This window comes from Blautia sp. AF19-1 (genome assembly GCF_003479155.1).
GTDB classification, from domain to species: domain Bacteria; phylum Bacillota; class Clostridia; order Lachnospirales; family Lachnospiraceae; genus Fusicatenibacter; species Fusicatenibacter saccharivorans.
Map to the genome: position 1 here is coordinate 171,577 of NZ_QUGQ01000002.1, position 23,705 is coordinate 195,281.

General features: G+C 49.0%; 23 protein-coding genes. 21 read left to right on the plus strand and 2 right to left on the minus strand.

Going from position 1 to position 23,705, the window contains the following annotated elements; genetic code table 11:
• Nucleotides 1-191: 191 nt before the first annotated feature.
• The 10 genes from DWX26_RS01895 to DWX26_RS01940 all read left to right on the plus strand — a co-directional run bounded on the left by DWX26_RS01895 (nucleotide 192) and on the right by DWX26_RS01940 (nucleotide 11,767).
• Nucleotides 192-1,625 carry an acyl-CoA carboxylase subunit beta gene (locus DWX26_RS01895; RefSeq protein ID WP_022462330.1) on the plus strand — a complete coding sequence of 478 codons (1,434 nt, stop codon included), beginning with the start codon at nucleotides 192-194 and terminating at the stop codon, nucleotides 1,623-1,625.
• A 15-nt stretch (nucleotides 1,626-1,640) separates the two neighbouring features.
• On the plus strand, nucleotides 1,641-2,414 hold the full coding sequence (locus tag DWX26_RS01900) for an OadG family protein (RefSeq protein ID WP_118600632.1): 774 nt from the start codon (nucleotides 1,641-1,643) through the stop codon (nucleotides 2,412-2,414).
• 14 nt (nucleotides 2,415-2,428) lie between these two features.
• Nucleotides 2,429-2,806, plus strand: coding sequence for a biotin/lipoyl-containing protein (locus DWX26_RS01905; protein WP_117509004.1), 378 nt, complete (start codon nucleotides 2,429-2,431; stop codon nucleotides 2,804-2,806).
• Between the two features lie 33 nt (nucleotides 2,807-2,839).
• Nucleotides 2,840-3,991, plus strand: a complete 1,152-nt coding sequence (locus tag DWX26_RS01910; RefSeq protein ID WP_055226382.1) for a sodium ion-translocating decarboxylase subunit beta — start codon at nucleotides 2,840-2,842, stop codon at nucleotides 3,989-3,991.
• A gap of 49 nt (nucleotides 3,992-4,040) precedes the next feature.
• Nucleotides 4,041-5,450, plus strand: a complete 1,410-nt coding sequence (locus DWX26_RS01915; protein WP_117804070.1) for an oxaloacetate decarboxylase subunit alpha — start codon at nucleotides 4,041-4,043, stop codon at nucleotides 5,448-5,450.
• Between the two features lie 230 nt (nucleotides 5,451-5,680).
• Nucleotides 5,681-6,655, plus strand: a complete 975-nt coding sequence (locus tag DWX26_RS01920) for a MurR/RpiR family transcriptional regulator (protein ID WP_117509159.1) — start codon at nucleotides 5,681-5,683, stop codon at nucleotides 6,653-6,655.
• Nucleotides 6,652-7,899, plus strand: coding sequence for an NAD(P)/FAD-dependent oxidoreductase (locus DWX26_RS01925; RefSeq protein ID WP_118594753.1), 1,248 nt, complete (start codon nucleotides 6,652-6,654; stop codon nucleotides 7,897-7,899). The genes DWX26_RS01920 and DWX26_RS01925 overlap by 4 nt, the downstream gene beginning before the upstream one ends.
• Nucleotides 7,900-7,943: 44 nt before the next feature.
• A complete protein-coding gene (cmk, locus tag DWX26_RS01930) occupies nucleotides 7,944-8,609 on the plus strand; it encodes a (d)CMP kinase (protein WP_022462337.1) in 666 nt (221 codons plus the stop codon).
• A gap of 32 nt (nucleotides 8,610-8,641) precedes the next feature.
• On the plus strand, nucleotides 8,642-10,543 hold the full coding sequence (locus DWX26_RS01935) for a bifunctional 4-hydroxy-3-methylbut-2-enyl diphosphate reductase/30S ribosomal protein S1 (RefSeq protein ID WP_117509002.1): 1,902 nt from the start codon (nucleotides 8,642-8,644) through the stop codon (nucleotides 10,541-10,543).
• 147 nt (nucleotides 10,544-10,690) lie between these two features.
• Nucleotides 10,691-11,767: a putative ABC transporter permease gene (locus tag DWX26_RS01940; protein ID WP_117801018.1), complete on the plus strand. Its 1,077-nt coding sequence runs from the start codon at nucleotides 10,691-10,693 to the stop codon at nucleotides 11,765-11,767.
• A gap of 64 nt (nucleotides 11,768-11,831) precedes the next feature.
• Here DWX26_RS01940 and DWX26_RS01945 read toward each other — a convergent pair whose 3' ends face one another.
• Nucleotides 11,832-12,920 carry a ribonuclease H-like domain-containing protein gene (locus DWX26_RS01945; protein ID WP_118600634.1) on the minus strand — a complete coding sequence of 363 codons (1,089 nt, stop codon included), beginning with the start codon at nucleotides 12,918-12,920 and terminating at the stop codon, nucleotides 11,832-11,834.
• 172 nt (nucleotides 12,921-13,092) lie between these two features.
• On the opposite strand from DWX26_RS01945, the gene ruvA reads away from it, so the two are divergent.
• The 11 genes from ruvA to DWX26_RS16825 all read left to right on the plus strand — a co-directional run bounded on the left by ruvA (nucleotide 13,093) and on the right by DWX26_RS16825 (nucleotide 23,080).
• Complete coding sequence (gene ruvA, locus DWX26_RS01950) at nucleotides 13,093-13,707, plus strand: Holliday junction branch migration protein RuvA (protein WP_117508999.1); 615 nt, start codon at nucleotides 13,093-13,095, stop codon at nucleotides 13,705-13,707.
• A 40-nt stretch (nucleotides 13,708-13,747) separates the two neighbouring features.
• Complete coding sequence (gene ruvB / locus DWX26_RS01955) at nucleotides 13,748-14,758, plus strand: Holliday junction branch migration DNA helicase RuvB (RefSeq protein WP_022461905.1); 1,011 nt, start codon at nucleotides 13,748-13,750, stop codon at nucleotides 14,756-14,758.
• Nucleotides 14,759-14,888: 130 nt separating this feature from the next.
• Nucleotides 14,889-15,320, plus strand: coding sequence for a cell division protein ZapA (zapA, locus tag DWX26_RS01960; RefSeq protein ID WP_055226374.1), 432 nt, complete (start codon nucleotides 14,889-14,891; stop codon nucleotides 15,318-15,320).
• 57 nt (nucleotides 15,321-15,377) lie between these two features.
• Complete coding sequence (locus tag DWX26_RS01965) at nucleotides 15,378-17,591, plus strand: U32 family peptidase (protein WP_118600636.1); 2,214 nt, start codon at nucleotides 15,378-15,380, stop codon at nucleotides 17,589-17,591.
• Nucleotides 17,592-17,617: 26 nt separating this feature from the next.
• The gene (locus tag DWX26_RS01970; protein WP_117508997.1) at nucleotides 17,618-19,132 is read left to right on the plus strand and encodes an FtsW/RodA/SpoVE family cell cycle protein; all 1,515 of its coding nucleotides are present in this window, start codon (nucleotides 17,618-17,620) and stop codon (nucleotides 19,130-19,132) included.
• 55 nt (nucleotides 19,133-19,187) lie between these two features.
• Nucleotides 19,188-20,546 carry a peptidoglycan D,D-transpeptidase FtsI family protein gene (locus DWX26_RS01975; RefSeq protein WP_179964624.1) on the plus strand — a complete coding sequence of 453 codons (1,359 nt, stop codon included), beginning with the start codon at nucleotides 19,188-19,190 and terminating at the stop codon, nucleotides 20,544-20,546.
• Between the two features lie 203 nt (nucleotides 20,547-20,749).
• The gene (locus DWX26_RS01980) at nucleotides 20,750-21,226 is read left to right on the plus strand and encodes an NUDIX hydrolase (protein ID WP_117508996.1); all 477 of its coding nucleotides are present in this window, start codon (nucleotides 20,750-20,752) and stop codon (nucleotides 21,224-21,226) included.
• Entirely contained in the window at nucleotides 21,210-21,539 is a 330-nt protein-coding gene (locus DWX26_RS01985) for a hypothetical protein (protein WP_022461899.1), read from the plus strand. The genes DWX26_RS01980 and DWX26_RS01985 overlap by 17 nt, the downstream gene beginning before the upstream one ends.
• Entirely contained in the window at nucleotides 21,536-22,519 is a 984-nt protein-coding gene (locus tag DWX26_RS01990; RefSeq protein WP_118600638.1) for a DUF2953 domain-containing protein, read from the plus strand. The genes DWX26_RS01985 and DWX26_RS01990 overlap by 4 nt, the downstream gene beginning before the upstream one ends.
• Nucleotides 22,520-22,522: 3 nt before the next feature.
• Nucleotides 22,523-22,927: a GerW family sporulation protein gene (locus tag DWX26_RS01995; RefSeq protein WP_117760321.1), complete on the plus strand. Its 405-nt coding sequence runs from the start codon at nucleotides 22,523-22,525 to the stop codon at nucleotides 22,925-22,927.
• A 6-nt stretch (nucleotides 22,928-22,933) separates the two neighbouring features.
• Nucleotides 22,934-23,080 (plus strand): hypothetical protein, encoded by a 147-nt coding sequence (locus DWX26_RS16825; protein WP_167622772.1) that lies wholly within the window; start codon nucleotides 22,934-22,936, stop codon nucleotides 23,078-23,080.
• Nucleotides 23,081-23,473: 393 nt separating this feature from the next.
• On the opposite strand, the gene rpmB is transcribed toward DWX26_RS16825, so the two are convergent.
• Nucleotides 23,474-23,659, minus strand: coding sequence for a 50S ribosomal protein L28 (rpmB, locus tag DWX26_RS02000; RefSeq protein WP_022461896.1), 186 nt, complete (start codon nucleotides 23,657-23,659; stop codon nucleotides 23,474-23,476).
• Nucleotides 23,660-23,705 lie beyond the last annotated feature (46 nt).

Genomic DNA, 23,705 nt, shown 5'->3' on the forward strand with positions numbered 1-23,705 from the left:
AAAAGGAAAGGCTGGGAAAAATCAAGTTTGACCTTCCATTTATAATAGGAAAAATCTGAAATTTTTCTGTCTATTTTCTGTCAAAAAGGTGAGAAAAAGTATTGAAAAAAAACGAAAAAACAGATATGATAGACTTGTATAAAATTTGTTTAAAATTTTATAATGAAAATAGAAAGATGGAGGTTTGAAGAATGAGTAACACAGCACAAAGTTTAGCGAGCACAAGAATCGCCTCTTTGCTGGATGAAAACAGCTTTGTGGAAATCGGCGGACAGGTTACTGCCAGAAGCACAGATTTCAACATGGCCGGCATGGAGACACCATCCGATGGTGTAATTACTGGTTACGGTGTGATCAACGGCAGCCTGGTATACGTATACAGCCAGGATGCGTCTGTGATGGGCGGTACCATCGGCGAAATGCATGCAAAAAAAATCGCGAGACTGTATGAGTTTGCACAGAAAACAGGTGCTCCGGTCATCGGACTGGTAGACTGTGCCGGTATGCGTCTGCAGGAGGCAACTGATGCTCTGAACGGTTTCGGCGAAATCTATATGGCGCAGGCAATGGCATCCGGCGTGATTCCACAGATCACAGCAGTATTTGGTACCTGCGGCGGCGGTATGGCACTCATCCCGGCTATGACAGACTTCACGTTCATGGAGTCTAAAAACGGAAAACTTTTCGTAAACTCCCCGAACGCACTGGACGGAAACCACGTATCCAAATGTGATACCGCATCCGCAGATTTCCAGGGCGAAGAAGCAGGTCTTGTTGACTTTGCTGGAACCGAGGAAGAAATCCTCGGACAGATCAGAAACCTGGTATCTATGCTTCCGGCAAACAACGAGGACGAAGCATACACCGAGTGCGAGGATGATCTGAACCGTGCATGTGCAGACCTTGCAAACTGCGCAGGCGATACCGGAATCCTTCTTTCCCAGCTCAGCGACAACGGCATCTATTTTGAGACCAAAGCCGCTTACGGAAAAGATGTTGTAACCGCATTCATCCAGTTAAACGGAGCAACCGTAGGAGCAGTTGCAAACCGCTCTGAAATCTACGGCGAGGACGGAACTGTAAAAGAGAAAATGGATGGAACCTTAAGCGCAAGAGGAGCCAAAAAAGCAGCAGATTTCGTAAACTTCTGCGATGCTTTCTGCATCCCGGTACTTACCATCACAAACGTAACCGGATTCAAGGCAACCAAATGCTCTGAGAGAACCATGGCTAAGAACGCAGCAGCCCTGACCGCAGCTTTCGCAAACGCAACCGTTCCGAAAGTAAACGTTGTTGTCGGCAAAGCATACGGAAGCGCATACGTTGTCATGAACAGCAAATCCATCGGAGCAGACATGGTATTTGCATGGCCGAACGCAGAAATCGGAATGATGGATGCAAAATCTGCAGCAAAGATCATGTACGAAGGATCTGACGCTGCTACCATCAACGAGAAAGCAGCTGAATATGCAACCCTTCAGAACAATGTAACTTCCGCAGCCAGAAGAGGCTATGTGGACACCATCATCGAGCCGGAAGACACCAGAAAATATGTTATCGGCGCATTCGAGATGCTGTATACCAAGAGAGAAGACAGACCGGACAGAAAACACGGAACAGTCTAAGGAAGGTGGCATACGATGAGAAAGAACTGGAAAAAATTAGTAAGTCTCGTCCTTACCGCAGCCTGCACCATGGTTGTGACCGTAGCTCCTGTTTTTGCGGATGCGGCATCTACACCGGCTTATTCACCGGTTGAGGCATCTACGGTAGATTCTCTGCTCTCCTCCAGTGTTCAGTGGGTAGGACAGAGCCTGATGACCTACAGCGATGACGATCTTGTCAATATGGAAGCTTCCGACCAGCAGTTCTATGCAAGAGCAGCTGAGGCATGGGAAGAGGCAAAGGCTGACCTCGGAGAGGTAAAAAGCCTGGAAGACGGTACTCTCGAAGTAGACGGAGATTTTGTAACCTGCACAATTCCGGGTGAATTTGAAAAAAATCCTGGTATTGTCCGCGTATTCTGGAACATCAGCACCGGAACACCAGTTCCGACCGACCTCACCATCACCGTTGAGGAGTCAAAGGGCGTTCTGATCGGCCAGGCCGGCATGAACACCATCATCGGAATCGGTACCGTATTTGTTATGCTGATTTTCCTGATTTTCGTTATTTCTTCGTTTGATTACATTTTGGGAGACAAGAAGAAGAAAAAAGCACCGGCAGCACCTGTACAGGAAGCACCGAAGGCTGTCGCAGCACCGGTTGTTGAAGAGACAGCACCGGAAGCAGACGATATGGAGCTGCAGGCTGTTATTACAGCTGCAATCGCCATGTATGAAGAAGATATGGCTTCTGCATCCGGAGATGCTTATGTTGCACGTCCGATCCGCAGAAAAGGCAAAAGAGCTTAAGGAGGAAATTTTCAATGAAAAACTACACCATTACCGTAAACGGAAATGTATATAACGTAACTGTAGAAGAAGGAACCACAGCAGGCGCAGCTCCAGTTGTCAGCGCAGCAAAAGCAGCTCCGGCACCAAAAGCAGCACCGGCAGCACCGAAAGCAGCAGCTCCGGCAGGCGCAGCAGGCAGCGTAGAGGTTACTGCTTCTGTACCTGGTAAAATCTGCAAAATCGAAGCAGCAGCAGGCACCGCTGTAAAAGCAGGAGATGCTGTTCTTGTACTGGAAGCCATGAAGATGGAAATCCCGGTTGTAGCACCGCAGGATGGCACAGTAGCAACCATCAATGTAGCAGTAGGCGATGCAGTAGAATCCGGTGACGTTCTTGCAACCATGAACTAATGCCCGTTGTAAGAAAAAACCGGAGGTGAAAAAATGATTACTGAAACTTTAAACAACCTGCTTCACCAGACGGCGTTTTTTAATCTGGACTGGGGCAATTACGTTATGATCGCAGTGGCTTGCTTCTTCCTGTATCTTGCGATTAAGCATGAATTTGAGCCGCTGCTTCTTGTACCGATCGCATTCGGTATGCTGCTTGTAAACATTTACCCGGACATCATGGCTGAGCCTTATACCGACGTACAGGGTCTTGAGCATGCGGGCGGTCTGTTCTACTATTTCTTTACTCTGGACGAGTGGAGTATCCTTCCATCCCTGATCTTCATGGGTGTAGGTGCGATGACAGACTTCGGTCCGCTGATTGCAAACCCGATCAGCTTCATCATGGGAGCTGCAGCACAGCTTGGTATCTATCTGGCGTACTTTTTCGCTATTTTCATGGGATTCAATGGAAGAGAGGCAGCAGCTATCTCCATCATCGGCGGTGCCGACGGCCCGACTTCTATCTTCCTTCTGAACAAGCTCGGACAGCAGCACCTGATGGGACCGATCGCAGTAGCAGCATATTCCTATATGTCACTTGTGCCGATCATCCAGCCGCCGGTCATGAAGCTTCTGACTACAGAAAAAGAGCGTAAAATCAAAATGGAGCAGCTTCGCTCCGTATCCAAACTTGAGAAGATTCTGTTCCCGATTGTCATTACAATCGTTGTCTGCATGATTCTTCCGTCTACCGCTCCGCTGGTAGGTATGCTGATGCTTGGTAACCTGTTCCGCGAGTGCGGCGTTGTAAAACAGCTTCAGGAGACAGCTTCCAACGCCATGATGTACATCGTTGTTATCCTTCTTGGTACTTCCGTTGGTGCATCCACAAGTGCGGAGGCATTCTTAAATGTCAGCACTTTAAAGATCGTTGCACTGGGTCTGATCGCATTCGTATTTGGTACTGCAGGCGGTGTCCTGTTAGGAAAAATACTGTGCAAGGCAACACATGGAAGAATCAACCCGTTGATTGGTTCTGCAGGTGTATCTGCGGTTCCGATGGCAGCCCGTGTATCCCAGAAGGTTGGCGCTGAGGCAGATCCGACGAACTTCCTGCTGATGCATGCGATGGGACCGAACGTAGCCGGTGTTATCGGTACAGCAGTAGCGGCCGGTACCTTCATGGCGATCTTTGGTGTATAACTTCTTAAGACAAACAAAAGTGAAAAACACTTCATTTAGGAGGATAGAAATGGCAGTAGAAAAGAAACCTGTCAAGATTATGGAAACTGTTCTGCGTGATGCACATCAGTCCCTGATCGCGACAAGAATGACAACAGAACAGATGCTTCCGATCATTGATAAAATGGATAAAATCGGATATCACGCAGTAGAGTGCTGGGGTGGCGCAACCTTTGATGCTTCCTTACGTTTCCTGCATGAAGATCCATGGATGAGACTGAGAAAACTTCGTGACGGATTTAAAAACACGAAACTGCAGATGCTGTTCCGCGGACAGAATATCCTGGGATATCGTCCGTACGCAGACGACGTAGTAGAGTATTTCGTACAGAAATCCATCGCAAACGGAATCGACATCATCCGTATTTTTGACTGTATGAACGATCTGCGCAACCTGCAGACCGCTGTCAGCGCAGCAAACAAAGAAAAAGGCCACGCACAGGTAGCACTTTCCTATACTTTAGGAGATGCTTACACCCTGGATTACTGGACCACCATGGCAAAGAGAATCGAAGAGATGGGTGCAGATTCCATCTGTATTAAAGATATGGCAGGCCTGCTCGTTCCGTACAAGGCAACTGAGCTGGTAACCGCGCTGAAAGAAGCAACCGATCTTCCGATTCAGCTGCACACCCACTATACTTCCGGTGTTGCATCCATGACGTACCTGAAAGCAGTAGAGGCTGGTGTTGATATCATCGATACCGCAATGTCTCCATTCGCTATGGGTACTTCACAGCCGGCAACTGAGGTTATGGTTGAAACCTTCAAAGGCACTCCATACGATACTGGTCTGGATCAGAACAAACTGGCTGAGATCGCAGATTACTTCCGTCCGATGAGAGACGAAGCGCTCGATACAGGCCTCTTAAATCCGAAGAACCTTGGCGTAAATATCAAGACTCTTCTGTATCAGGTACCGGGCGGTATGCTCTCCAACCTGACAAGCCAGTTAAAAGAGCAGCACGCAGAGGACAAATACTACGATGTACTCGAAGAAGTACCGCGCGTAAGAAAAGACCTCGGCGAGTGCCCGCTGGTTACTCCGTCTTCCCAGATCGTTGGTACCCAGGCTGTATTCAATGTCCTGATGGGCGAGCGTTACAAGATGGTAACGAAAGAGACAAAAGACGTTCTTGCCGGAAAATACGGTGCAACTGTAAAACCGTTCAATCCGGAAGTACAGAAGAAATGCATCGGCGATACCGAGCCGATCACCTGCCGCTACGCAGACCTGCTTGAGCCGGAGCTTCCGAAACTGGAGAAAGAGATCGAGCAGTGGAAACAGCAGGATGAGGATGTATTAACCTACGCTCTGTTCCCGCAGGTAGCTGTAGACTTCTTCAAATATCGTGAAGCGCAGCAGACAAAAGTAGATCCGGCAGCCGCTGACAAAAAAGACGGCGCATATCCGGTCTAAATAAAATCTGAGTAAAAAAATCAGCCGGTGTTCTGTGTTCCCCGTAAAAAGGGAATGCAGAACACCGGCTTTCCTTTTCAGCTTTTCAGCCATTGCGTCAGTAATTTATTCGTGTTATAATTCAAAAGATCGAGGTGTGTCCGAAAAAGAATCAGGATGCCCCCAAAAGAAAAAATGTGGATGCCGAACGGCATTTGCAGATCGGAAAAACAAATCAGGAAGAAAATAACATGAAAAAAGAAAAAGAACAGTCTTCTTCAGAAGAGCAGAAGGCAGCGAACGAGAATCTCCTCATTCGTCTGAATCAAAATTACGGAAAGTTGAGCAAAGGACAGAAGAGGCTGGCAGATTTTATTACGGCACATTATGACCAGGCCGTATCGATGACGGCAGCGCGCCTGGGACAGCAGGTCGGCGTCAGCGAATCGACAACGGTTCGCTTTGCGATGCAGCTTGGCTACGCGGGATATCCGGAGTTCCAGCGCGCACTGGAGGAGATGGTGATGAATCGTCTGAATTCAGTGCAGCGGATGCAGTTTACGTATGGCCGCGTGCCGCAGGGAGAAATTCTGGAGACCGTCCTGCAGTCGGATATTGAAAAAATCAAGATGACGCTGGAAGAAGTGGACCGGAGCGCCTTTGAGCGCGCTGCGGATACGATTCTTTCTGCGCGGACAATTTACATTGTCGGCATTCGGAGCTGCGCGCCGCTTGCGAGCTTTCTGGCGTTCTATTTCCATATGATTTTCCCGGATGTGCGCCAGGTACAGACAAACAGTTCCAGCGAGATTTTCGAGCAGATGATCCGCATCACGGAGGATGATGTGGTGATCGGCATCAGCTTCCCGCGGTATTCGATGCGTACGATGAAGGCACTGGAATTTGCGAACAGCCGCAAAGCGAAGGTGATTACGATCACAGACAGTGTGCATTCACCGATGAATGTTTATGCAGCCTGTACGCTGATTGCCAAGAGCGATATGGCATCGATCGTTGATTCTCTGGTGGCCCCTTTGAGTGTAATCAATGCGCTTGTCGTGGCGCTCTGCATGAAACGCCAGGCGGATGTGAAAAAGACACTTGAGAGCATGGAAAAACTGTGGGATGAGTACCAGGTTTACAGCAACGATGAAATCAACGGGCTGGACGATGCACGTCCCATGGGCGGAAAAAAGGCAGCTCTGCCGGTAAAGGAGAAAGCATGAGAAAAGCAGCAGTAATCGGCGGAGGCGCCGCCGGAATGATGACCGCCGTGCTTGCCGCCGGCGAAAAGACAGAGATTCATCTCTATGAAAAAAATGAAAAGCTGGGAAAGAAGCTGTTTATCACAGGAAAGGGCCGCTGCAATGTGACAAACGACTGCCCGACAGAAGAGTTCTTCACGAATGTGGTGACAAACCCGAAATTTCTGTACAGCTCCGCCTACAGCTTTGACAGCGCCCAGGTGCAGGAGTTTTTCGAAGCGGCAGGTGTCCGCTTAAAAGTGGAGCGCGGAAACCGTGTCTTCCCGGAGTCAGATCACTCCTCGGATATTATCCGCGCGCTGGAGACGGAACTGAAACGGAAAAATGTTCAGGTGCATAAGAATACAAAAGTAAAAGAGCTTCTTTTCGAAGGAGACCGCGTGAAAGGAATCCGCCTGGAAAACGGGAAAGAGCTTTTTTACAATGATGTCGTTGTCGCAACCGGCGGTATGTCGTACCAGACGACGGGGTCGGATGGAGACGGCTACCGTTTCGCAGAAGAGGCAGGACTTGCCGTCACTCCGCTCCGCCCGGCGCTGGTGCCGCTGGAAACAGAGGAAGCGTACATCCGTGAGCTGCAGGGACTCTCCCTGAAAAATGTGACGATGACGATTAAAAACGGCAAAAAGACGCTGTTCGATGGATTCGGCGAGATGCTGTTTACACATTTCGGAATTTCCGGCCCGCTGGGGCTTTCTGCGAGCTCCTACATCGGAAAAGCACTGGAACAGCAGCCGCTGAAAGGATATCTGAACCTGAAGCCGGCACTCACGGAAGAACAGCTGGATGCGCGGATCCTGCGTGAATTTGAGGAAAACCGGAACAAACAGTTCCGCAACGTGATCAACAGTCTGTTCCCGGCGAAACTGCTTCCGGTGATGCTCTCTCTTGGCGGGATCGACCCGTACAAACAGGTCAATGCCGTATCGAAAGCGGAGCGTCAGCACTTTGAAGAGCTGATCACGCATTTCCCGTTTACAGTAACCGGAACACGGGGTTTCCGTGAAGCAATTATCACACAGGGTGGTGTTTCCGTGAAAGAGATCCGTCCGGGCACGATGGAGGCAAAGAAAAAAGAAGGTCTGTACTTCGTAGGAGAAGTGCTCGATCTCGATGCACTGACCGGCGGCTTCAATCTGCAGATTGCCTGGGCAAGTGCCCACGCTGCAGCCGAAGAGATCCGGGCAAAGGAAGAACAGGAATAAAATATGGATCACAGATTTTAGAATTTTCAGGAGGAAGAGAGAAGATGAGATTTAATCTTGCAATTGACGGACCGGCAGGCGCTGGCAAAAGTACAATCGCAAAACGTGTGGCAAAGGAGCTTTCGTTTGTCTACGTTGATACAGGAGCAATGTACCGTGCCATGGGCATCTATTTTTCAGATCTTGGCATTGCACCGGAAGAGCAGGAAAAAATTGAGGCAGCCTGCAAAGATGTGAAAATTTCCATTTCCTACGAAAACGGAGAGCAGCAGGTTTATTTAAACGGCGTCAATGTCACCGGAAGACTGCGCACCGAGGAGGCTGGAAAGATGGCATCCGCGACAAGCGCCTATCTGGAAGTACGGAAAAAACTCGTGGAGCTGCAGCAGGAGATGGCGGAGAATACGGATCTTGTGATGGACGGCCGCGATATCGGAACTGCCGTTCTGCCGAACGCACCGTTGAAAGTCTATCTGACAGCAAGTGCCCATGTCCGCGCACTGCGCCGCTGGAAAGAGCTGACCGAAAAGGGACAGACAGCCGATCTTGCGAAAATCGAGGAAGATATCAATGAGCGTGATTATCAGGACATGCACAGAGAGCATTCCCCGCTGGTACAGGCAGAAGACGCCGTACTCGTTGACAGCTCTGAAATGACGATCGATGAGGTTGTGGAAAAGATCTTAAGCCTTGCCCGCGAGCGCATGTAAACGCGGCAGAGAAAAGAGGAGAAGAAAAACAGATGGAAGTAACTGTTGCAAAAAGTGCAGGCTTCTGCTTCGGCGTCAAACGGGCGGTCGATACGGTATACCGTGAAATTGAGAGCGGTGAAAAGCCGGTCTACACCTTCGGGCCGATTATTCACAACGAACAGGTTGTGGAGGATCTCGAAAACCGCGGCGTGCAGGTGATCCATTCGGAAGATGAACTAGAGGGGCTTTCCGGCGGAACCGTTGTGATCAGGTCGCATGGCGTGTCGCGGGATGTCTGTGAAAAGATCGAAGCGCGCGGCATGAAGATTGTAGATGCGACGTGCCCGTTTGTCAAGAAGATCCACCGGATTGTGGACGAGGAGGGCAGAAAAGGCCGCCACGTCGTCATCATCGGAAGCGCGGATCATCCGGAGGTACAGGGCATCATGGGATGGGCGAGCGGCCCGGTTACCGTGATGCATACCGCCGAAGAAGCGGAAAGTTTTGTGCCCGAAAATGGAAAACCAATATCTATTGTGGCACAGACGACATTTAATTACAACAAATTTAAAGATTTAGTTGAAATTTTTTTGAAAAAGAGTTATGATAGTACTGTTTTAAAGACTATCTGCAACGCTACCGAGGAAAGACAGACGGAAGCGAGAGCAATTGCCAGGAAGGTTGATGCCATGTTTGTCGTGGGAGGCAGACATAGTTCAAACACGCAAAAGCTGTATGAGATATGTAAAGAAGAATGTAAAAATACTTACTTTATAGAGACACTCGTTGATTTGGAATCTAAGCCTTTTCAATCATTTGGTCGCGTAGGTATTACAGCTGGGGCATCCACCCCGAATAAAATAATTGAGGAGGTTCAAAAAATGTCAGAAATGAGTTTTGAACAAATGCTGGATGAATCATTTAAAACAATCAGAAACGGAGAAGTCGTTGAGGGTACTGTAATCGATGTCAAAGACGATCAGATTATCCTGAATATCGGATACAAAGCCGATGGTATTCTTACCAAAAACGAATATTCCAACGATTCTTCCATCGATCTTCACACCGTTGCACAGCCAGGTGACAAAATGGAAGTCAAAGTTCTGAAAGTAAATGATGGAGAGGGACAGGTCCTTCTTACTTACAAGAGACTTGCTGCTGAAAAAGGCAACAAGAGACTCGAGGAAGCATTCGAGAATCATGAAGTTCTGAAAGCAAAAGTAACACAGGTACTGAACGGAGGATTATCCGTAGTTGTTGAGGAGACCAGAGTATTCATTCCGGCCAGCCTTGTATCTGATGTATATGAAAAAGATCTGTCTAAATATGCAGATCAGGAAATTGAATTCGTTATTACCGAGTTCAACCCGAGAAGAAGACGCATCATCGGTGACCGCAAACAGCTCATCGTTGCTGAGAAGAAGAAACTGCAGGAAGAACTGTTCGCACGCATTGCAGTTGGCGATGTTGTAGAGGGAACTGTTAAGAATGTTACCGATTTCGGCGCATTCATCGATCTGGGCGGAGCTGACGGACTGCTTCACATCTCTGAGATGTCCTGGGGCCGCGTAGAGAACCCGAAAAAAGTATTCAAAGTTGGTGAGACTGTAAAAGTTCTGATCAAAGACATCAACGGCGACAAGATCGCTCTTTCCTTAAAATTCCCGGAAGAGAATCCGTGGCTGAACGCTGCTGACAAATACGCTGTAGGCAACGTAGTAGAAGGCTGTGTTGCCCGTATGACTGACTTTGGTGCATTCGTTGAGCTTGAGCCGGGCGTAGATGCTCTGCTTCATGTTTCCCAGATCTCCAGAGAGCACGTTGAGAAACCGTCTGATGCACTGAAAATCGGACAGGAAATCACTGCAAAAGTAGTTGATTTCAACGAGGAAGACAAAAAAATCTCTCTGAGCATGAAAGCTCTGGAAAACGAAGAGCCAGTAGAAGAGTAAGAATAATTTAACTTGCAGGTGCTGCAGTTGGATGATTAGAATGCCGTAGACAACCGGGTTTCCTGAACAGACAGGAAACCTGTTGCCTGCGGTATTTTCTTATCATCCTGTTTTTGGCACCAGAAAAGAAAAAGGGGATGAAAGTTTATGTGGGAGACGAAGATTCTGGGTGTGGATCTGTACCACGTTCTAGCATGGTTCTGGCTGTACAGCTTCTGCGGATGGATCTGGGAGAGTTCCTATGTATCGATCCGGCAGAAAAAACTGGTCAACCGCGGTTTTGTCAATGGTCCGCTGCTGACACTGTACGGCACCGGCGCTGTTATGGTATACTTGATCCTGCGCCCGTTTGAAGCGAACGTCTGGGCACTGTATTTCGGAGGTGTCATTGTAGCGACGGTTCTGGAATATGTAACCGGCGTGCTGATGGAGACCATTTTTCATGCGCACTGGTGGGACTACAGCAATCAGAAGTTTAATTTTCAGGGAAAGATCTGCCTCAGCAGTTCGATTGCCTGGGGATTCTTTACACTGGGGCTGTTCTATATTCTGCAGCCGATTGCCGTGAAAGTAGTGAATCTTGTTTCGGATACTACAGGAGAGATCATTGTTTCCGTTGTTACCGTCTGCTATCTGGTAGATTTTGGATTTTCCGCAGCCGCAGCATTCCAGCTGGGACAGAAGATGCGCAGTCTGGAGAAAACGTGGGGAGAATTTATGAAATATCTGCAGAAATCCCGCTTTAACCAGCTTGCCGAGGAGATGAATGCGAAAGTACAGCAGTATCGTGCAGAGTATTCCAGAGATAAGATGAAAGAATATCTGGCCGAGAAACGCCAGACACTGTCTGAGGCAATGGAGCAGATGCAGAAGCTGGAGAAGGAGCGGAAAGAAGCCGAGGGAAGAAGAAATCCGCTTTCCGAGTCGAAGAACCGCCTGATGGAGTTCGGAGCAGAGCAGAAGGAACGCCTGACCGAGTTCGGAGCAGAGCAGAAAGAACGGTTTGCGGCACTTGGATTTGATGTGCGCAGCGATAAGATGCCGGATCTTAAAGAGCTGCTGGAGCGCTTTGACCAGATGACAAAACCGCAGCTTCCGACCAACTGGTTGATGCGCCTGACAACGAAACGTTATCTGCGCGCCTATCCGCATCTGCAGGGAACGCATCATGCTTCTCTGAAAAAGGAAGAAAAAAAGGTAGAAGAGAAAGAAGAGAAAAAATAAAGGACTGCTTGGAAAGGACAGTCCCGGAAAAACGGCCGTGCATGCAAAAACGTGTACGGCTGTTTTATTTTCTGGTTTTGCTATCGTCTTTGAAAAAGAGCTGAAGCTCGGAACAGAGATACTCTTTCAGGAGATTTTCCTGCGAAAGAAAGGCATCGGACCACTCAAAATAGTAAGGGCGGCTTTTGAAATCCTCGCGGAAGGCCGGGGTGAAAAACTCTTTCTGCTGCGGAAGAAATGTACCGGTCCGCCGCTGATAGCAGTTGGCAGCCTTTGCTTTCTGACGGTGTTCCGGATCGACAAACGCGCCAACGCTCTTGTGAACAGCCTGATCCTCCAGCGGAAGATAATAGTAATTCTTATAGTCCGGGAAGAAATATTTCAGCTCCGCCGTATGCGTCTGCAGGGAGAGAGAAACCCGTGAACCAAAGGCTGTAAGAGAACCATCCGCGCAGACACGGGAGAGGAAAACCGGAACTTCCCGCTCGGGCTGCAGTGAAACTTCCAGTGTCTGTCCGGTAAAACGACACGACTGGACAGAAAAATCGCCGTGAAACAGGGCAGGAAGCGCGAGCAGTTCCAGAACAGAACCCATGCCGAGGACATCCTCATAATTGTGAAGGAAAAGCAGTTCCAGTTTCTTTTCATCCAGTGTCTGAAGATAGTCGTGGTAAACAGAAATCAACTGTTTTCCGTTAAGTTGATCCTTCCGTGGGAATGAGAGATACTGTTCCACATTTTTCTGTTTCATTGAAGAAAGTCCCAGGATTGACTGAAACGGGCGGAGTGCCTGATAAAGATCCAGGGATGCGATTGACGAAAGCGGATCTTCCATCTGATAAAACAGTGCTTTGTGTGTGAGGTAAGGAAGATCAAATGTCGTTCCATTAAAATGCACCAGCCGCTTCACGTCGGAAAGAAACGTGAAAAAAGAGACAAGCATCTCTTTTTCTTCGGTCGGTCGATCAAGAAACCACTGGCGCAGTGTGAAAGCATCCGCGGCCGGGTCAAAGAACAGCGCACCAATCAGATAGAGATGCGAGGTACGCCAGGAAAGGCCGGTCGTCTCAATATCGAAAAAGACATCGCCGTTTCTCAGATACATCTGAAGATTGGCAGAGAGAGCAGCGGGGGTAGAATCTATGATCTGCATAAGGTTTTTTGTCTCCTTTGAAAAACTTTTTTGAATCTAAAGATATTATAAGACGAAAAAATCTGACATGCAAGAAAGACAGCGACTAATCGTTGCGTGATGAGAAAAGTTCTGCTATAATAGAATGTGCGTTCGCTTTCGAAAAAAGAAAACGGCGCTTTGGAGGAAAAACATGATTGCATTTATCAAAGGAACTGTAGATTCTCTTTCGGAAGGAAAAATGATTCTCGAAAGCCATGGAATCGGCTATGAGCTGAATATTCCAGCGAGTATGTTCGACGCAGGCATCCGGGAGGGAGAAGAGTTAAAGATATATACCCATATGAGTGTGCGGGAAGACGGAATTTCCCTATTCGGCTTTCTGTCCCGTGAAGATCTTGAAATATACCGTATGCTGATCGGCGTAAGCGGCATCGGACCAAAAGCGGCGCTTGCGGTGCTGTCCACGCTTACTGCAGACAATCTGCGCTTTGCCGTCCTCTCGGAAGATGTCCAGGCGATTGCCAAAACACCGGGCATCGGAAAGAAGACCGCGCAGAAGCTGATTCTGGAATTAAAAGACAAATTCGACCTGCAGGAAGCGTTCGAGCAGAAGCTGGCAGGAAATCAGGCGGCTGCGGCGGTACGGCAGACAGGCGAACCGGATGCCTTCCAGGATGCGGTACAGGCGCTGACTGCGCTTGGCTACTCCGGAACGGAAGCACTGCAGGCAGTAAAGAAAGTCGAAATCACCGAAGGCATGGACAGCGAGGCTGTGCTGAAAGCGGCATTGAAGCATATGTTTTAGCAGATGGTCCTAAATTGTGGAAGAAGGAAACCTTATAACGATGGAAAGAAGAATTATCACAACTGACGTTCTCGAGGAGGACGTGAAAATCGAAGGTTCGCTCCGTCCCCAGCACCTGGACGACTACATCGGACAGGAAAAGACGAAAAAGAACCTGAAAGTATATATTGAAGCAGCAAAACAGCGAAGTGATGTTCTCGATCATGTGCTGTTTTACGGCCCTCCGGGACTTGGAAAAACAACGCTGGCGGGCATCATTGCAAATGAGATGGGAACCCATATGAAGGTAACGAGCGGCCCGGCGATCGAAAAACCGGGTGAGATGGCAGCGATCCTCAACAATCTGCAGGAGGGCGACGTCCTGTTTGTTGATGAGATCCACCGCCTGAACCGCCAGGTCGAGGAGGTTCTTTACCCAGCGATGGAGGATTTTGCGATTGATATCATGATCGGAAAAGGCTCTTCGGCGCGCTCGATCCGCCTGGATCTGCCGAAGTTTACGCTGGTCGGCGCAACAACGCGTGCAGGTCTTTTGACTGCCCCGCTCCGCGACCGGTTCGGTGTCATCCACCATCTGGAATTTTACACGGAGGAAGAATTGGCCAACATTATCCTGCACTCCTCAAAAGTACTGAATGTGGAGGTGGACCCGCAGGGAGCGCTTGAGATGGCGCGCCGTTCCAGGGGAACACCGCGTCTGGCAAACCGGATTTTAAAGCGTGTCCGCGACTTTGCCCAGGTGAAATACGATGGAAGAATCACAAAAGAGGTCGCATCATTTGCTCTCGATCTGCTGGAAGTAGACCGTTACGGACTGGATCAGACTGACCGGCTGCTTCTTACCACCATTATGGAAAAGTTCCAGGGCGGTCCGGTGGGACTCGATACCCTGGCAGCATCGATTGGAGAAGATGCCGGCACCATCGAAGATGTCTACGAGCCGTTCCTGATCAAATCCGGATTTATCAACCGCACTCCGCGCGGAAGAGTGGCAACGGAATTTGCCTGGCACCACCTGGGGCTGGAGGCACCGCGTAAGATCGAAGAGTAAAAGCCCTGAATCTTTCATTTTCTGTCGCTTTTTGCAGAAAAAGGTTGTTTTTCTTCCATTTTCGGTATATGATAGGTTATATTAGCCGGAAGTTTGGTCCGGTTAAATTCAGTGGAGGAAAAGCAAAAGAATGGCTGTAAAAAATACAACACAGGTTTTAATAGATGGAAAAATTATCACACTGGGAGGCTATGAGAGCCCGGAATATCTGCAGAAAGTAGCTGCTTATCTGAATCAGAAGATCAGCGAACTTTCCCAGTCAGCCGGATACAACCGCCTGTCGGTGGATACGAAGCACACACTGCTTGCACTGAACATTGCAGACGACTATTTCAAAGCAAAAAGCCAGGTAGATACCCTCGAAGAGGATATGGAAGCCAAAGACCGGGAAACCTACGATATGAAGCACGATCTGATTGCAGCGGAAATCCAGGCCGGCGATCTGAAAAAAGAGCTGGAAGAGAAACGAATCGAGCTGGAACATGTGCGCGGCGAGATGGAAGAACTGCAGCGGCAGCTTGATAAGGCAAATAAGGATCTGGAAGATTTATTAAAAGCGTAAAAGAAGGAAAAACGGGGGATTGCGGAACAGGTAATCGCCCGTTTTTAGGAGATAAAGATGAAGACAGAATTATTAGCACCAGCCGGTTCGATGGAAGCGTTAAAAGCAGCGGTTTCCGCCGGTGCGGATGCCGTCTATCTCGGCGGAGCCGCATTCGGCGCAAGAGCGTATGCAAAAAATCTGGATGAGCAGGAGATTCTCTCAGCCATTGATTACGTCCATCTGCGGAACCGGAAACTGTATCTGACGGTCAACACCCTCTTAAAAGAGGAGGAACTGGAAGAGAAACTGTATCCGTATCTGCGTCCGTACTATGAGCAGGGACTGGATGCCGTGATTGTCCAGGATATGGGCGTTTTAAAGGCGGTCCGCTCCTGGTTCCCGGATCTCGACATTCATGCGAGCACACAGATGACAGTGACAGGATCTGCGGGAGCGCGTTTCCTGGAGAGCCTTGGCGCAACGCGTGTGGTACCGGCCCGTGAGCTTTCGTTTGCGGAGATCCAGAAAATCCACCGGACGACCAACCTTGAAATTGAATGCTTCGTCCACGGGGCGCTCTGCTACTGCTATTCGGGACAGTGCCTTTTTTCCAGCCTGATCGGCGGAAGAAGCGGAAACCGCGGAAGATGCGCGCAGCCGTGCCGTCTGCCGTACGAAGCGTACGATAAAGACAACCACCGCATGGGGGAGCCGGGCGACCGCTATCCGTTAAGCCCGAAGGATATGTGTACGGTAGAACTGCTGCCGGAGATTGTAAAATCCGGGATTATGTCCCTCAAAATCGAAGGCAGAATGAAAAAGCCGGAGTATACAGCGGGCGTTGTCAGCATTTACCGCAAATACCTCGATCTGTACGAGAAAAAGCCGTCCCGTTTCCACGTTCTGCCGGAGGACATGAAAAAGCTGTATGAGCTGTATAACCGTGACGGTTTCAACAAAAGCTATTATACCGTAAGAAACGGACGCGATATGATGGCGCTGAAGAACGAAAAAGAGCAGGAAAATAAAAAGAAACAGCGCAGAAATGAGCAGCTCTTTTATGAGATCCAGAGAGATTATATCGAGACTGAGGCAAAAGAGCCGATTTCCGGCTTTCTGACCCTGTATCCGGGCCAGCCGGCGTTCTTAAGTGCAGAAAGCGGAAAATACAGCGTAACAGCAGAGGCGGGCATGGTAGAACCGGCAAAGAAGCAGCCGCTGACCGAGGAACGCGTAAAAACACAGCTGGAAAAGACAGGCGAGACACCATTCTATTTCAAAGAACTCGATGTCTGTATGGATGACAACTGTTTCGTGCCGATGCAGACGTTAAACGAGCTGCGGAGAGGCGTTTCGGACCAGCTGGTGAAAGAGATGACAGAGCCATACCGCAGAAAAGCAGCGGAAAAGCCGGAACAGGAAGCAAAAGCATCTGGAAAACCGGACCAGGAAAGCAGGGCAGAAAAGAAAATGGAGCTGACCGCATCTGCCGAGACGAGAGCCCAGTGGAATGCGCTGCTCGAGATTCCGGAGATCACGACGATCTACGCCGGCATGGGATGCTTCAAACGGGAAATCTTCGAAGAGCAGGCGGAAAAAGGCATCCTGCAGGCGAAAGAACTGGGAAAACAGGTTTATCTGATGCTGCCGCACGTTGTGCGTGAAGGCGATCTGAAGGAATACCGCGACACGTTCCGCTGTCTGAAGGAGATCGGTCTTGGCGGTTTTCTGATCCGCAATCTCGAAAGCTTTTCGTTTTTGAAAGAGATGGGAATGGAAAAGGATATCCGGCTCGATTACAGCGTTTACACGTACAACAGCCGTGCGCAGGCATTCTGGCAGGAGCAGGGCGTGCAGCGTGATACCGTTCCGTATGAGCTGAACGAGCGGGAAATCGGAAAACGTGACAATACGAACAGCGAAATGGTGGTCTACGGCTACCTTCCGATGATGGTTTCCGCCCAGTGTGTCCAGAAGAACCTGAACGGCTGCAATCACAGTTATTCTCTGGTACGCTTAAAAGACCGGATGGGAAAATACTTCCCGGTGAAGAGTTACTGCACCTCGTGCTACAGTGTGATCTACAACAGCCTTCCGCTCGGCCTGGTAAAAGAAGCCGATGAGATCCGGTCCATGCATCCGGCTGCGGTGCGGCTGAATTTTACCATCGAGACACTGGAGGAGACAAAAGAAATCGCCGCTGCGTTTGCTGGAACGTACTGTAAAGGAATCTCAGTTCCGGCCGAACAGGAATATACCAAAGGCCATTTCCGCCGGAAAGTAGAGTAAACGGTGAGAAAAAATAAGGGGAATTTATGGAAAATACCATTGTTCAGTTATCAAAATATGTGATTACCTTCCTCATGATCTGTTTTACCGTGCAGTCGTTTGCTGCACTCAAAGAGCGGGATGAGGATGAGCGCCATTACATTCTGATGCGGCAGATCATCATGATCATTCTGATGAATTTCATCTGTTTCTTCGTGATGTTCCTGCAGGAGGGCGAAGTATCAACGATTCAGATGTTTCTGCTCACGATGGCGTATATCCTGGGCGTACAGATCCTGTACCGCCTGATTTACCGGAAGGCATCGATGATCCTGGTAAACAACATGTGTATGCTGCTCTCGATCAGCATGATTATTCTGACGAGACTGAGCGTGTCAAAGGCGATGTCCCAGTACAAAATTCTGGCGGCATCCACACTGCTCTGCTTCATCATTCCGGTCATTGTCCGAAAGGGCAAGTTTCTGAAAAATCTGACCTGGATTTACGCTGTGCTCGGAATTGCCATGCTTTCCGTCGTTATGGTGCTTGGCTTTACTTCCGGCGGTGCGAAGCTGTCGATCGAAATCCACGGCATTACGTTCCAGCTCTCCGAGATTGCCAAGATCACACTCGTGTTCTTTATGGCAGGCATGCTGCGCGAGGATAATTCCTTTGGAAACGTTGTGAAAGCAACGGTCGTTGCGGCAGTTCATGTGCTGATCCTTGTTGCATCCACCGACCTTGGAACTGCGTTCGTCTTCTTTATGGCGTACGTGGTTGTAATCTATGTGGCAACGAGAAAAGCCAGATATCCGCTTTTGGGACTTGCGGGAATGAGTGCCGCCTGCGTTGTGGCGTATTTCCTGTTTTCCCATGTACGGAACCGTGTGGCACTCTGGCAGGATCCGATCGGAAACTGGGATATCAGCAGCCAGTTAGCACAGGGACTCTTCGGCATGTGCTCCGGCGGATGGTTCGGAACCGGCCTTTTCGAGGGACGGCCTGACATTATCCCGGTTGCAACGAAAGACTTTATTTTCTGTGCGATCTGTGAGGAGATGGGCATTATCTTCGGAATCTGCCTGATTCTGCTGTGCATGTCCACATTCCTTCTGATTATCAATATTTCCATGAAGATGAGCAAACGGTTCTACAAACTGATTGCCATGGGTCTTGGAACGGAATATGCGACACAGGTGTTCCTCACCATCGGAGGAACCATTAAATTTATTCCTATGACAGGTATCACGCTGCCGCTGGTCAGCTATGGAGGAAGCTCTATGTTCTCCACGGTGCTGATGCTGTCGATCATTCAGGGATTGTACATCTTAAGGGAAGACGAAGGTGAGGAGCTTGAGAAAAGACAAAACAAGAAGAAACGAAACCAGCAGAAAAACGACCCAGGCGCCAAGAAAAAACGACGCCCGGACGAAGAGACCGAAAGACGAAAGAAGAGCGGCAGCCGGAACGACGGACAGGGAACCCGCCAGAAGTACCGCGAGCAGCCGGATGAATTCGAACGGCGGATCGAAGAGCAGACCGAGAACAGCCTCCACTGGTAAGGCGGCAAACAACGGCGCAGGGCCGTATCTGATCGTTTCGTTCCTGTTCGTGGCCATGTTTCTTGGGCTGATCGCGTATCTCGTTTACTTTAATGTCGTGCGGAAAGAAGAATTTCTGAATAGTTCTTACAATACGAGACAGAATAACTATGCAGAGCGCGTGATCCGCGGAACAATCTATTCTGCGGACGGCCAGGAACTGGCAAAGACGACGACAGATGAAAACGGGGATGAAGTAAGAACGTATCCGTTCGGCAGCCTGTTTGCGCAGGTGGTTGGCTACACGGGAAAAGGAAACAGCGGCCTCGAATCTTCCTACAACTATATGCTGATGGAGTCCCATACAAGTAAGTTAAAGCAGGTAAAGAATGAATTCAGCGATGCGAAGAACCCGGGAGACAGTCTCTATACAACGCTGAATACAACACTCCAGCAGGCCGCGGCCGATGCACTGGACGGATACCGCGGTGCAGTTGTCGTGCTGGAGGCAAAAACGGGCCGTGTACTTGCCAATGTGAGCAATCCGGTTTTTAATCCTAATACGATTGATGAGGACTGGGAGGCACTGAACGCAGACGATGAGAGCGGCGTGTTTCTGAACCGCGGTCTGCAGGGAAGATATCCGCCGGGATCTACGTTCAAGATTGTTACTTCGCTTGCGTATCTCCGTCAGAACGGCACACTGGACGGTTTTTCGTTCGACTGTGACGGTGAGCTGACAGCAGGAAACTATACGATTCACTGCTCCGGCGGTGAAGTGCATGGACCGGAAGATTTTGCAGGTGCGTTTGCACATTCGTGCAACTCTGCCTTTGCACAGATTGGCCTTGGGCTGGATAAAGATGCCTTCCGCTCGCTGGCGGATTCCCTGTATCTGAACAGCCGTCTGGATCTGGAGCTTCCGACCAGCAAAAGTTCTTTCGACCTTGATTCGACAACGGCGGATGCTCTTGTGATGCAGACCTCCATTGGCCAGGGTGATACGCTGGTAACACCGATGGAGATGGCACTGATCGCCTCCGCGGTTGCAAATGACGGAGAAATGATCAAACCGCGTTATGTGGACAACATTGTGTCTGCGGACGGACAGGCAGTCAAAACCTTTTACAAAGAGTCTCTTGGCACGGTAATGTCCGAGAGCGAAGCCAATACGCTGACAGAGCTGATGAAAGGCGTTGTCCAGAGCGGAACTGCAGTTTCACTTTCGGATCTGCCGTACAATATCGCCGGTAAAACAGGAACCGCAGAACACGGAAGCGACGGAGAGACACCGCATTCCTGGTTTGTCGGATTCTCCAATGCGGATGATCCTGATATTGTCATTGCTGTTGTGGCAGAAAACGGCGGATATTCGAGTGAAGTCGCTGTACCGATTGCAAGACAGGTAATTGAAGCATATTATGCACAGCAGTAAACGATGAAAAAAACGCGTTCGAACCGGAAAGGATGGGTTCGGGCGCGTTTTCTGAATTTTTAGAAAAATGTTAGAAAAAGGATGCGGTTTTAAGGTTGCGCGGGGGCGGGAAAAGAGGTATACTTTTTAACAGAAGATCTGGCGGCAAGCGGGAAGAAAAGAGCTGTCAGGGAATGGAAAAAGCCAGAAGGAGCTTAAAACGTATGATCGAAGCAGTAAGCTGCGGAGGTATCGTAATCTACCGTGGAAAAATATTGACGCTTTACAAAAGCTACCGCAACAAATATGAAGGCTGGGTTCTGCCGAAAGGAACCGTTGAGCCGGGAGAAACCCATGAACAGACTGCTGTCCGCGAGGTATATGAGGAGTCCGGCGTACACGGCACCATCATCAAGTACGTGGGAAAAAGCCAGTACAGCTTCAGCATTCCGGAGGACACCGTGGAAAAAGAGGTGCACTGGTATCTGATGGTCTCATCCGGCTACTACAGCCGTCCACAGAGAGAAGAATACTTTGTGGATTCGGGCTATTACAAGTATCACGAAGCATATCATCTGCTGAAGTTTTCCAATGAACGGCAGATTCTGGAAAAGGCCTATCAGGAGTATCTGGAACTGAAGAGAGCAAATTTATGGAAGGTTCAGCCACAGGCTCAGGGAAAATATGGTAAACTGGTATAAAAATCTGTACGTCGGGGATACTGCAAAAAAGAAACAGAAAAAATGGATGCGCCGGATTGAGAACAAAAAAGCAGTTCCGGGAGTCTGGCTCCTCACACTGCCTTCCAATCAGCAGAACAATCTGGATGTAATTCCGGCGGATCTGCTTTTGCAGCCGGCCGTGCGGAGAAACTGTCCGATGATTGTCGGACTTGCCGTGTCGCGCGAGGAAGCTTTTGAGCTTGTGGAGGCGATCGCATTGGAAACTTATCGGGAAACCGGAGAAGTAAAAATCCGGGAATGGCTGCTGAACCGGATTGAGGGATGTGAATGATACATATACTATTCATGATTTTGAAGGCACTGGGGATTTTAATCCTTGTTTTACTGTTTCTCGTGCTTCTTATCGTCTGCACCGTCCTGTTTCTTCCTTTTTGCTACCGGGCGCAGGTTCTGAAAGAAGAAGAGGGATTTGCCTGCGTAAAAGCGAGCGGAAGAGTATCGTGGCTTTTCGGAGCCGTCGCGCTGACGGCCTCGTATGAGGAACAGAAGCCGGAGGCGCAGATTCTGCTTTTCGGGGCATCACTGGAAACATGGAAACGGCGGCTGAAAAAGATCCGCCGGGGAGAAGCGTCCGTGCCCCGGACGGAGGAAAATGAGACAGAAAATGCGCTGGAAGCAGAAAAAACAGCAGAGCAGAAAGCACCGGACCAGAAAGAAAAGCAGCAGAAGGTGACAGCACAGAAGGAGCAGCCAGAGCAAGAGCAGGAACCGGATGCGCCGAAAAAAAGCATTCTGGAACGGTTTTTCGGAAGGATCGAATATCTTCCGGAAAAACTGCTGAATCTTGCCAGCCGTCTGCTGCAGACAGCTTTCCGGCTGTTGGAACTTCCGTTCCGTCTGCTTGAAAAACTGGAGCAGAAAATCCAGGCAGGCAGACGGTTAAAAAGAAAGTGGGAGAGTGTGAAAAAATTCTTCCGTTCGAAGATGTTCCGTGAGGCGCTGCTCCATGCAAAGAAAGAAGTGCTTTATTTCCTGAAGAAAGCAGCACCGAAAAAAGTAACCGGCACAGTCCGGTTCGGATTTAACGATCCGGCACTGACCGGAGAGACACTCGGCATTCTGGGTATGATTTATGGAAAACTGCCGAAAGACCTTTCCATCCAGCCGGATTTCGAACAGGAAATTCTCCAGGGCGATGTCCGGATGAAAGGAAGTTTTCAGGCTGTGACAGCAGCCGGCATTGCACTTCGATTATTCCGGGATCAGAATCTTCGGAAAACCATACGACATTTCAAACACAAGGAGGCCTAAAAGATGGCAGAAAAGGACAACACATTTCAGAATACCGTAGAAGCACTGTTCCGCGGAATGGACAGTTTTATCACAACAAAGACGGTCGTAGGTGAGGCGATCCACATTGAGGATACGATTCTTCTGCCGCTGGTAGACGTTTCCTTCGGCGTGGGAGCGGGTGCATTTGCAGAAAATGCAAAGAACAATGCAGGAGGCGGTATGGGCGGAAAAATTTCTCCGAGCGCCGTTCTTGTCATCAGCAAAAACGGAACGCGTCTGGTCAACATCAAAAACCAGGATGCTGTGACCAAAATCATTGACATGGCTCCGGATCTGATCAGCCGCTTTACCGGCAAAAAGGAAGAGGACGGGTATACCGCAGAGAAAGTAGAGCATATAATAAACCAAGAGGCGGATAAGGAGTAAGCTCGTTTGTGCAGAATTTTAGGTTTTCTGCTGTTTTGGATGGGGGTCGGGCTTCTCATCAGCCTGATGATCCGCAGCTCATTTCTTACGGTTCTTGCGGCCGCTCTGCTGCTGTGCGTGGGATATCATCTGTTCTGCAATACAGGGGAATAGTGAAAGATGCACAAAAAGATCGGAAATGAACTGGCTGATTTGTACAGAGAAATACTTGCAAAATGAAGAAAGCTGCGCTATAATAAGTCCATCTTAAATGAATCAGCCAACTATACTAATATCATAGATCAAGACGAGGGCGTCTTACCAGAATGAAAGTTTCGGTAGGATGCTCTTTTTCTTTTGCTAAGCATATGGATCGTTGGCAGGTTCAGCTTAAGAGACCACGCTATTTTTTTCTCCCTTTTAAAATATAAAAAATAGAGCACAACAGGGCATAAGCGAAAACTTATGTCCTGTTTGCTCTTCCCAGAACTTTTTTTAAAATCTTAATTCTATTTTTAAACAGCAAAAAAGCCTTCCCGGACTGGAAAGGCCTTTTAACCATTCAACTTATGCACGCTCTACTTTTCCGGATCTTAAGCAGGAAGTACATACGTACATTTTCTGCGGTACACCGTCAACTTTAACTTTGACAGATTTTACGTTAGATTTCCACATTTTATTGCTTCTTCTATGTGAATGACTTACGTTGTTTCCGAAATGAGCACCCTTCTCACAAATTGCACACTTTGCCATGATTGCACCTCCTTGACATACGTACTTGAGTCAAAACGCATTTTAG

Coding starts and splice junctions, on each gene's coding strand:
- DWX26_RS01895 (WP_022462330.1), top strand. CDS start 192: ATGAGTAACACAGCACAAAGTTTAGCGAGCACAAGAATCGCCTCTTTG.
- DWX26_RS01900 (WP_118600632.1), top strand. CDS start 1,641: ATGAGAAAGAACTGGAAAAAATTAGTAAGTCTCGTCCTTACCGCAGCC.
- DWX26_RS01905 (WP_117509004.1), top strand. CDS start 2,429: ATGAAAAACTACACCATTACCGTAAACGGAAATGTATATAACGTAACT.
- DWX26_RS01910 (WP_055226382.1), top strand. CDS start 2,840: ATGATTACTGAAACTTTAAACAACCTGCTTCACCAGACGGCGTTTTTT.
- DWX26_RS01915 (WP_117804070.1), top strand. CDS start 4,041: ATGGCAGTAGAAAAGAAACCTGTCAAGATTATGGAAACTGTTCTGCGT.
- DWX26_RS01920 (WP_117509159.1), top strand. CDS start 5,681: ATGAAAAAAGAAAAAGAACAGTCTTCTTCAGAAGAGCAGAAGGCAGCG.
- DWX26_RS01925 (WP_118594753.1), top strand. CDS start 6,652: ATGAGAAAAGCAGCAGTAATCGGCGGAGGCGCCGCCGGAATGATGACC.
- cmk (WP_022462337.1), top strand. CDS start 7,944: ATGAGATTTAATCTTGCAATTGACGGACCGGCAGGCGCTGGCAAAAGT.
- DWX26_RS01935 (WP_117509002.1), top strand. CDS start 8,642: ATGGAAGTAACTGTTGCAAAAAGTGCAGGCTTCTGCTTCGGCGTCAAA.
- DWX26_RS01940 (WP_117801018.1), top strand. CDS start 10,691: ATGTGGGAGACGAAGATTCTGGGTGTGGATCTGTACCACGTTCTAGCA.
- DWX26_RS01945 (WP_118600634.1), bottom strand. CDS start 12,920: ATGCAGATCATAGATTCTACCCCCGCTGCTCTCTCTGCCAATCTTCAG.
- ruvA (WP_117508999.1), top strand. CDS start 13,093: ATGATTGCATTTATCAAAGGAACTGTAGATTCTCTTTCGGAAGGAAAA.
- ruvB (WP_022461905.1), top strand. CDS start 13,748: ATGGAAAGAAGAATTATCACAACTGACGTTCTCGAGGAGGACGTGAAA.
- zapA (WP_055226374.1), top strand. CDS start 14,889: ATGGCTGTAAAAAATACAACACAGGTTTTAATAGATGGAAAAATTATC.
- DWX26_RS01965 (WP_118600636.1), top strand. CDS start 15,378: ATGAAGACAGAATTATTAGCACCAGCCGGTTCGATGGAAGCGTTAAAA.
- DWX26_RS01970 (WP_117508997.1), top strand. CDS start 17,618: ATGGAAAATACCATTGTTCAGTTATCAAAATATGTGATTACCTTCCTC.
- DWX26_RS01975 (WP_179964624.1), top strand. CDS start 19,188: ATGTTTCTTGGGCTGATCGCGTATCTCGTTTACTTTAATGTCGTGCGG.
- DWX26_RS01980 (WP_117508996.1), top strand. CDS start 20,750: ATGATCGAAGCAGTAAGCTGCGGAGGTATCGTAATCTACCGTGGAAAA.
- DWX26_RS01985 (WP_022461899.1), top strand. CDS start 21,210: ATGGTAAACTGGTATAAAAATCTGTACGTCGGGGATACTGCAAAAAAG.
- DWX26_RS01990 (WP_118600638.1), top strand. CDS start 21,536: ATGATACATATACTATTCATGATTTTGAAGGCACTGGGGATTTTAATC.
- DWX26_RS01995 (WP_117760321.1), top strand. CDS start 22,523: ATGGCAGAAAAGGACAACACATTTCAGAATACCGTAGAAGCACTGTTC.
- rpmB (WP_022461896.1), bottom strand. CDS start 23,659: ATGGCAAAGTGTGCAATTTGTGAGAAGGGTGCTCATTTCGGAAACAAC.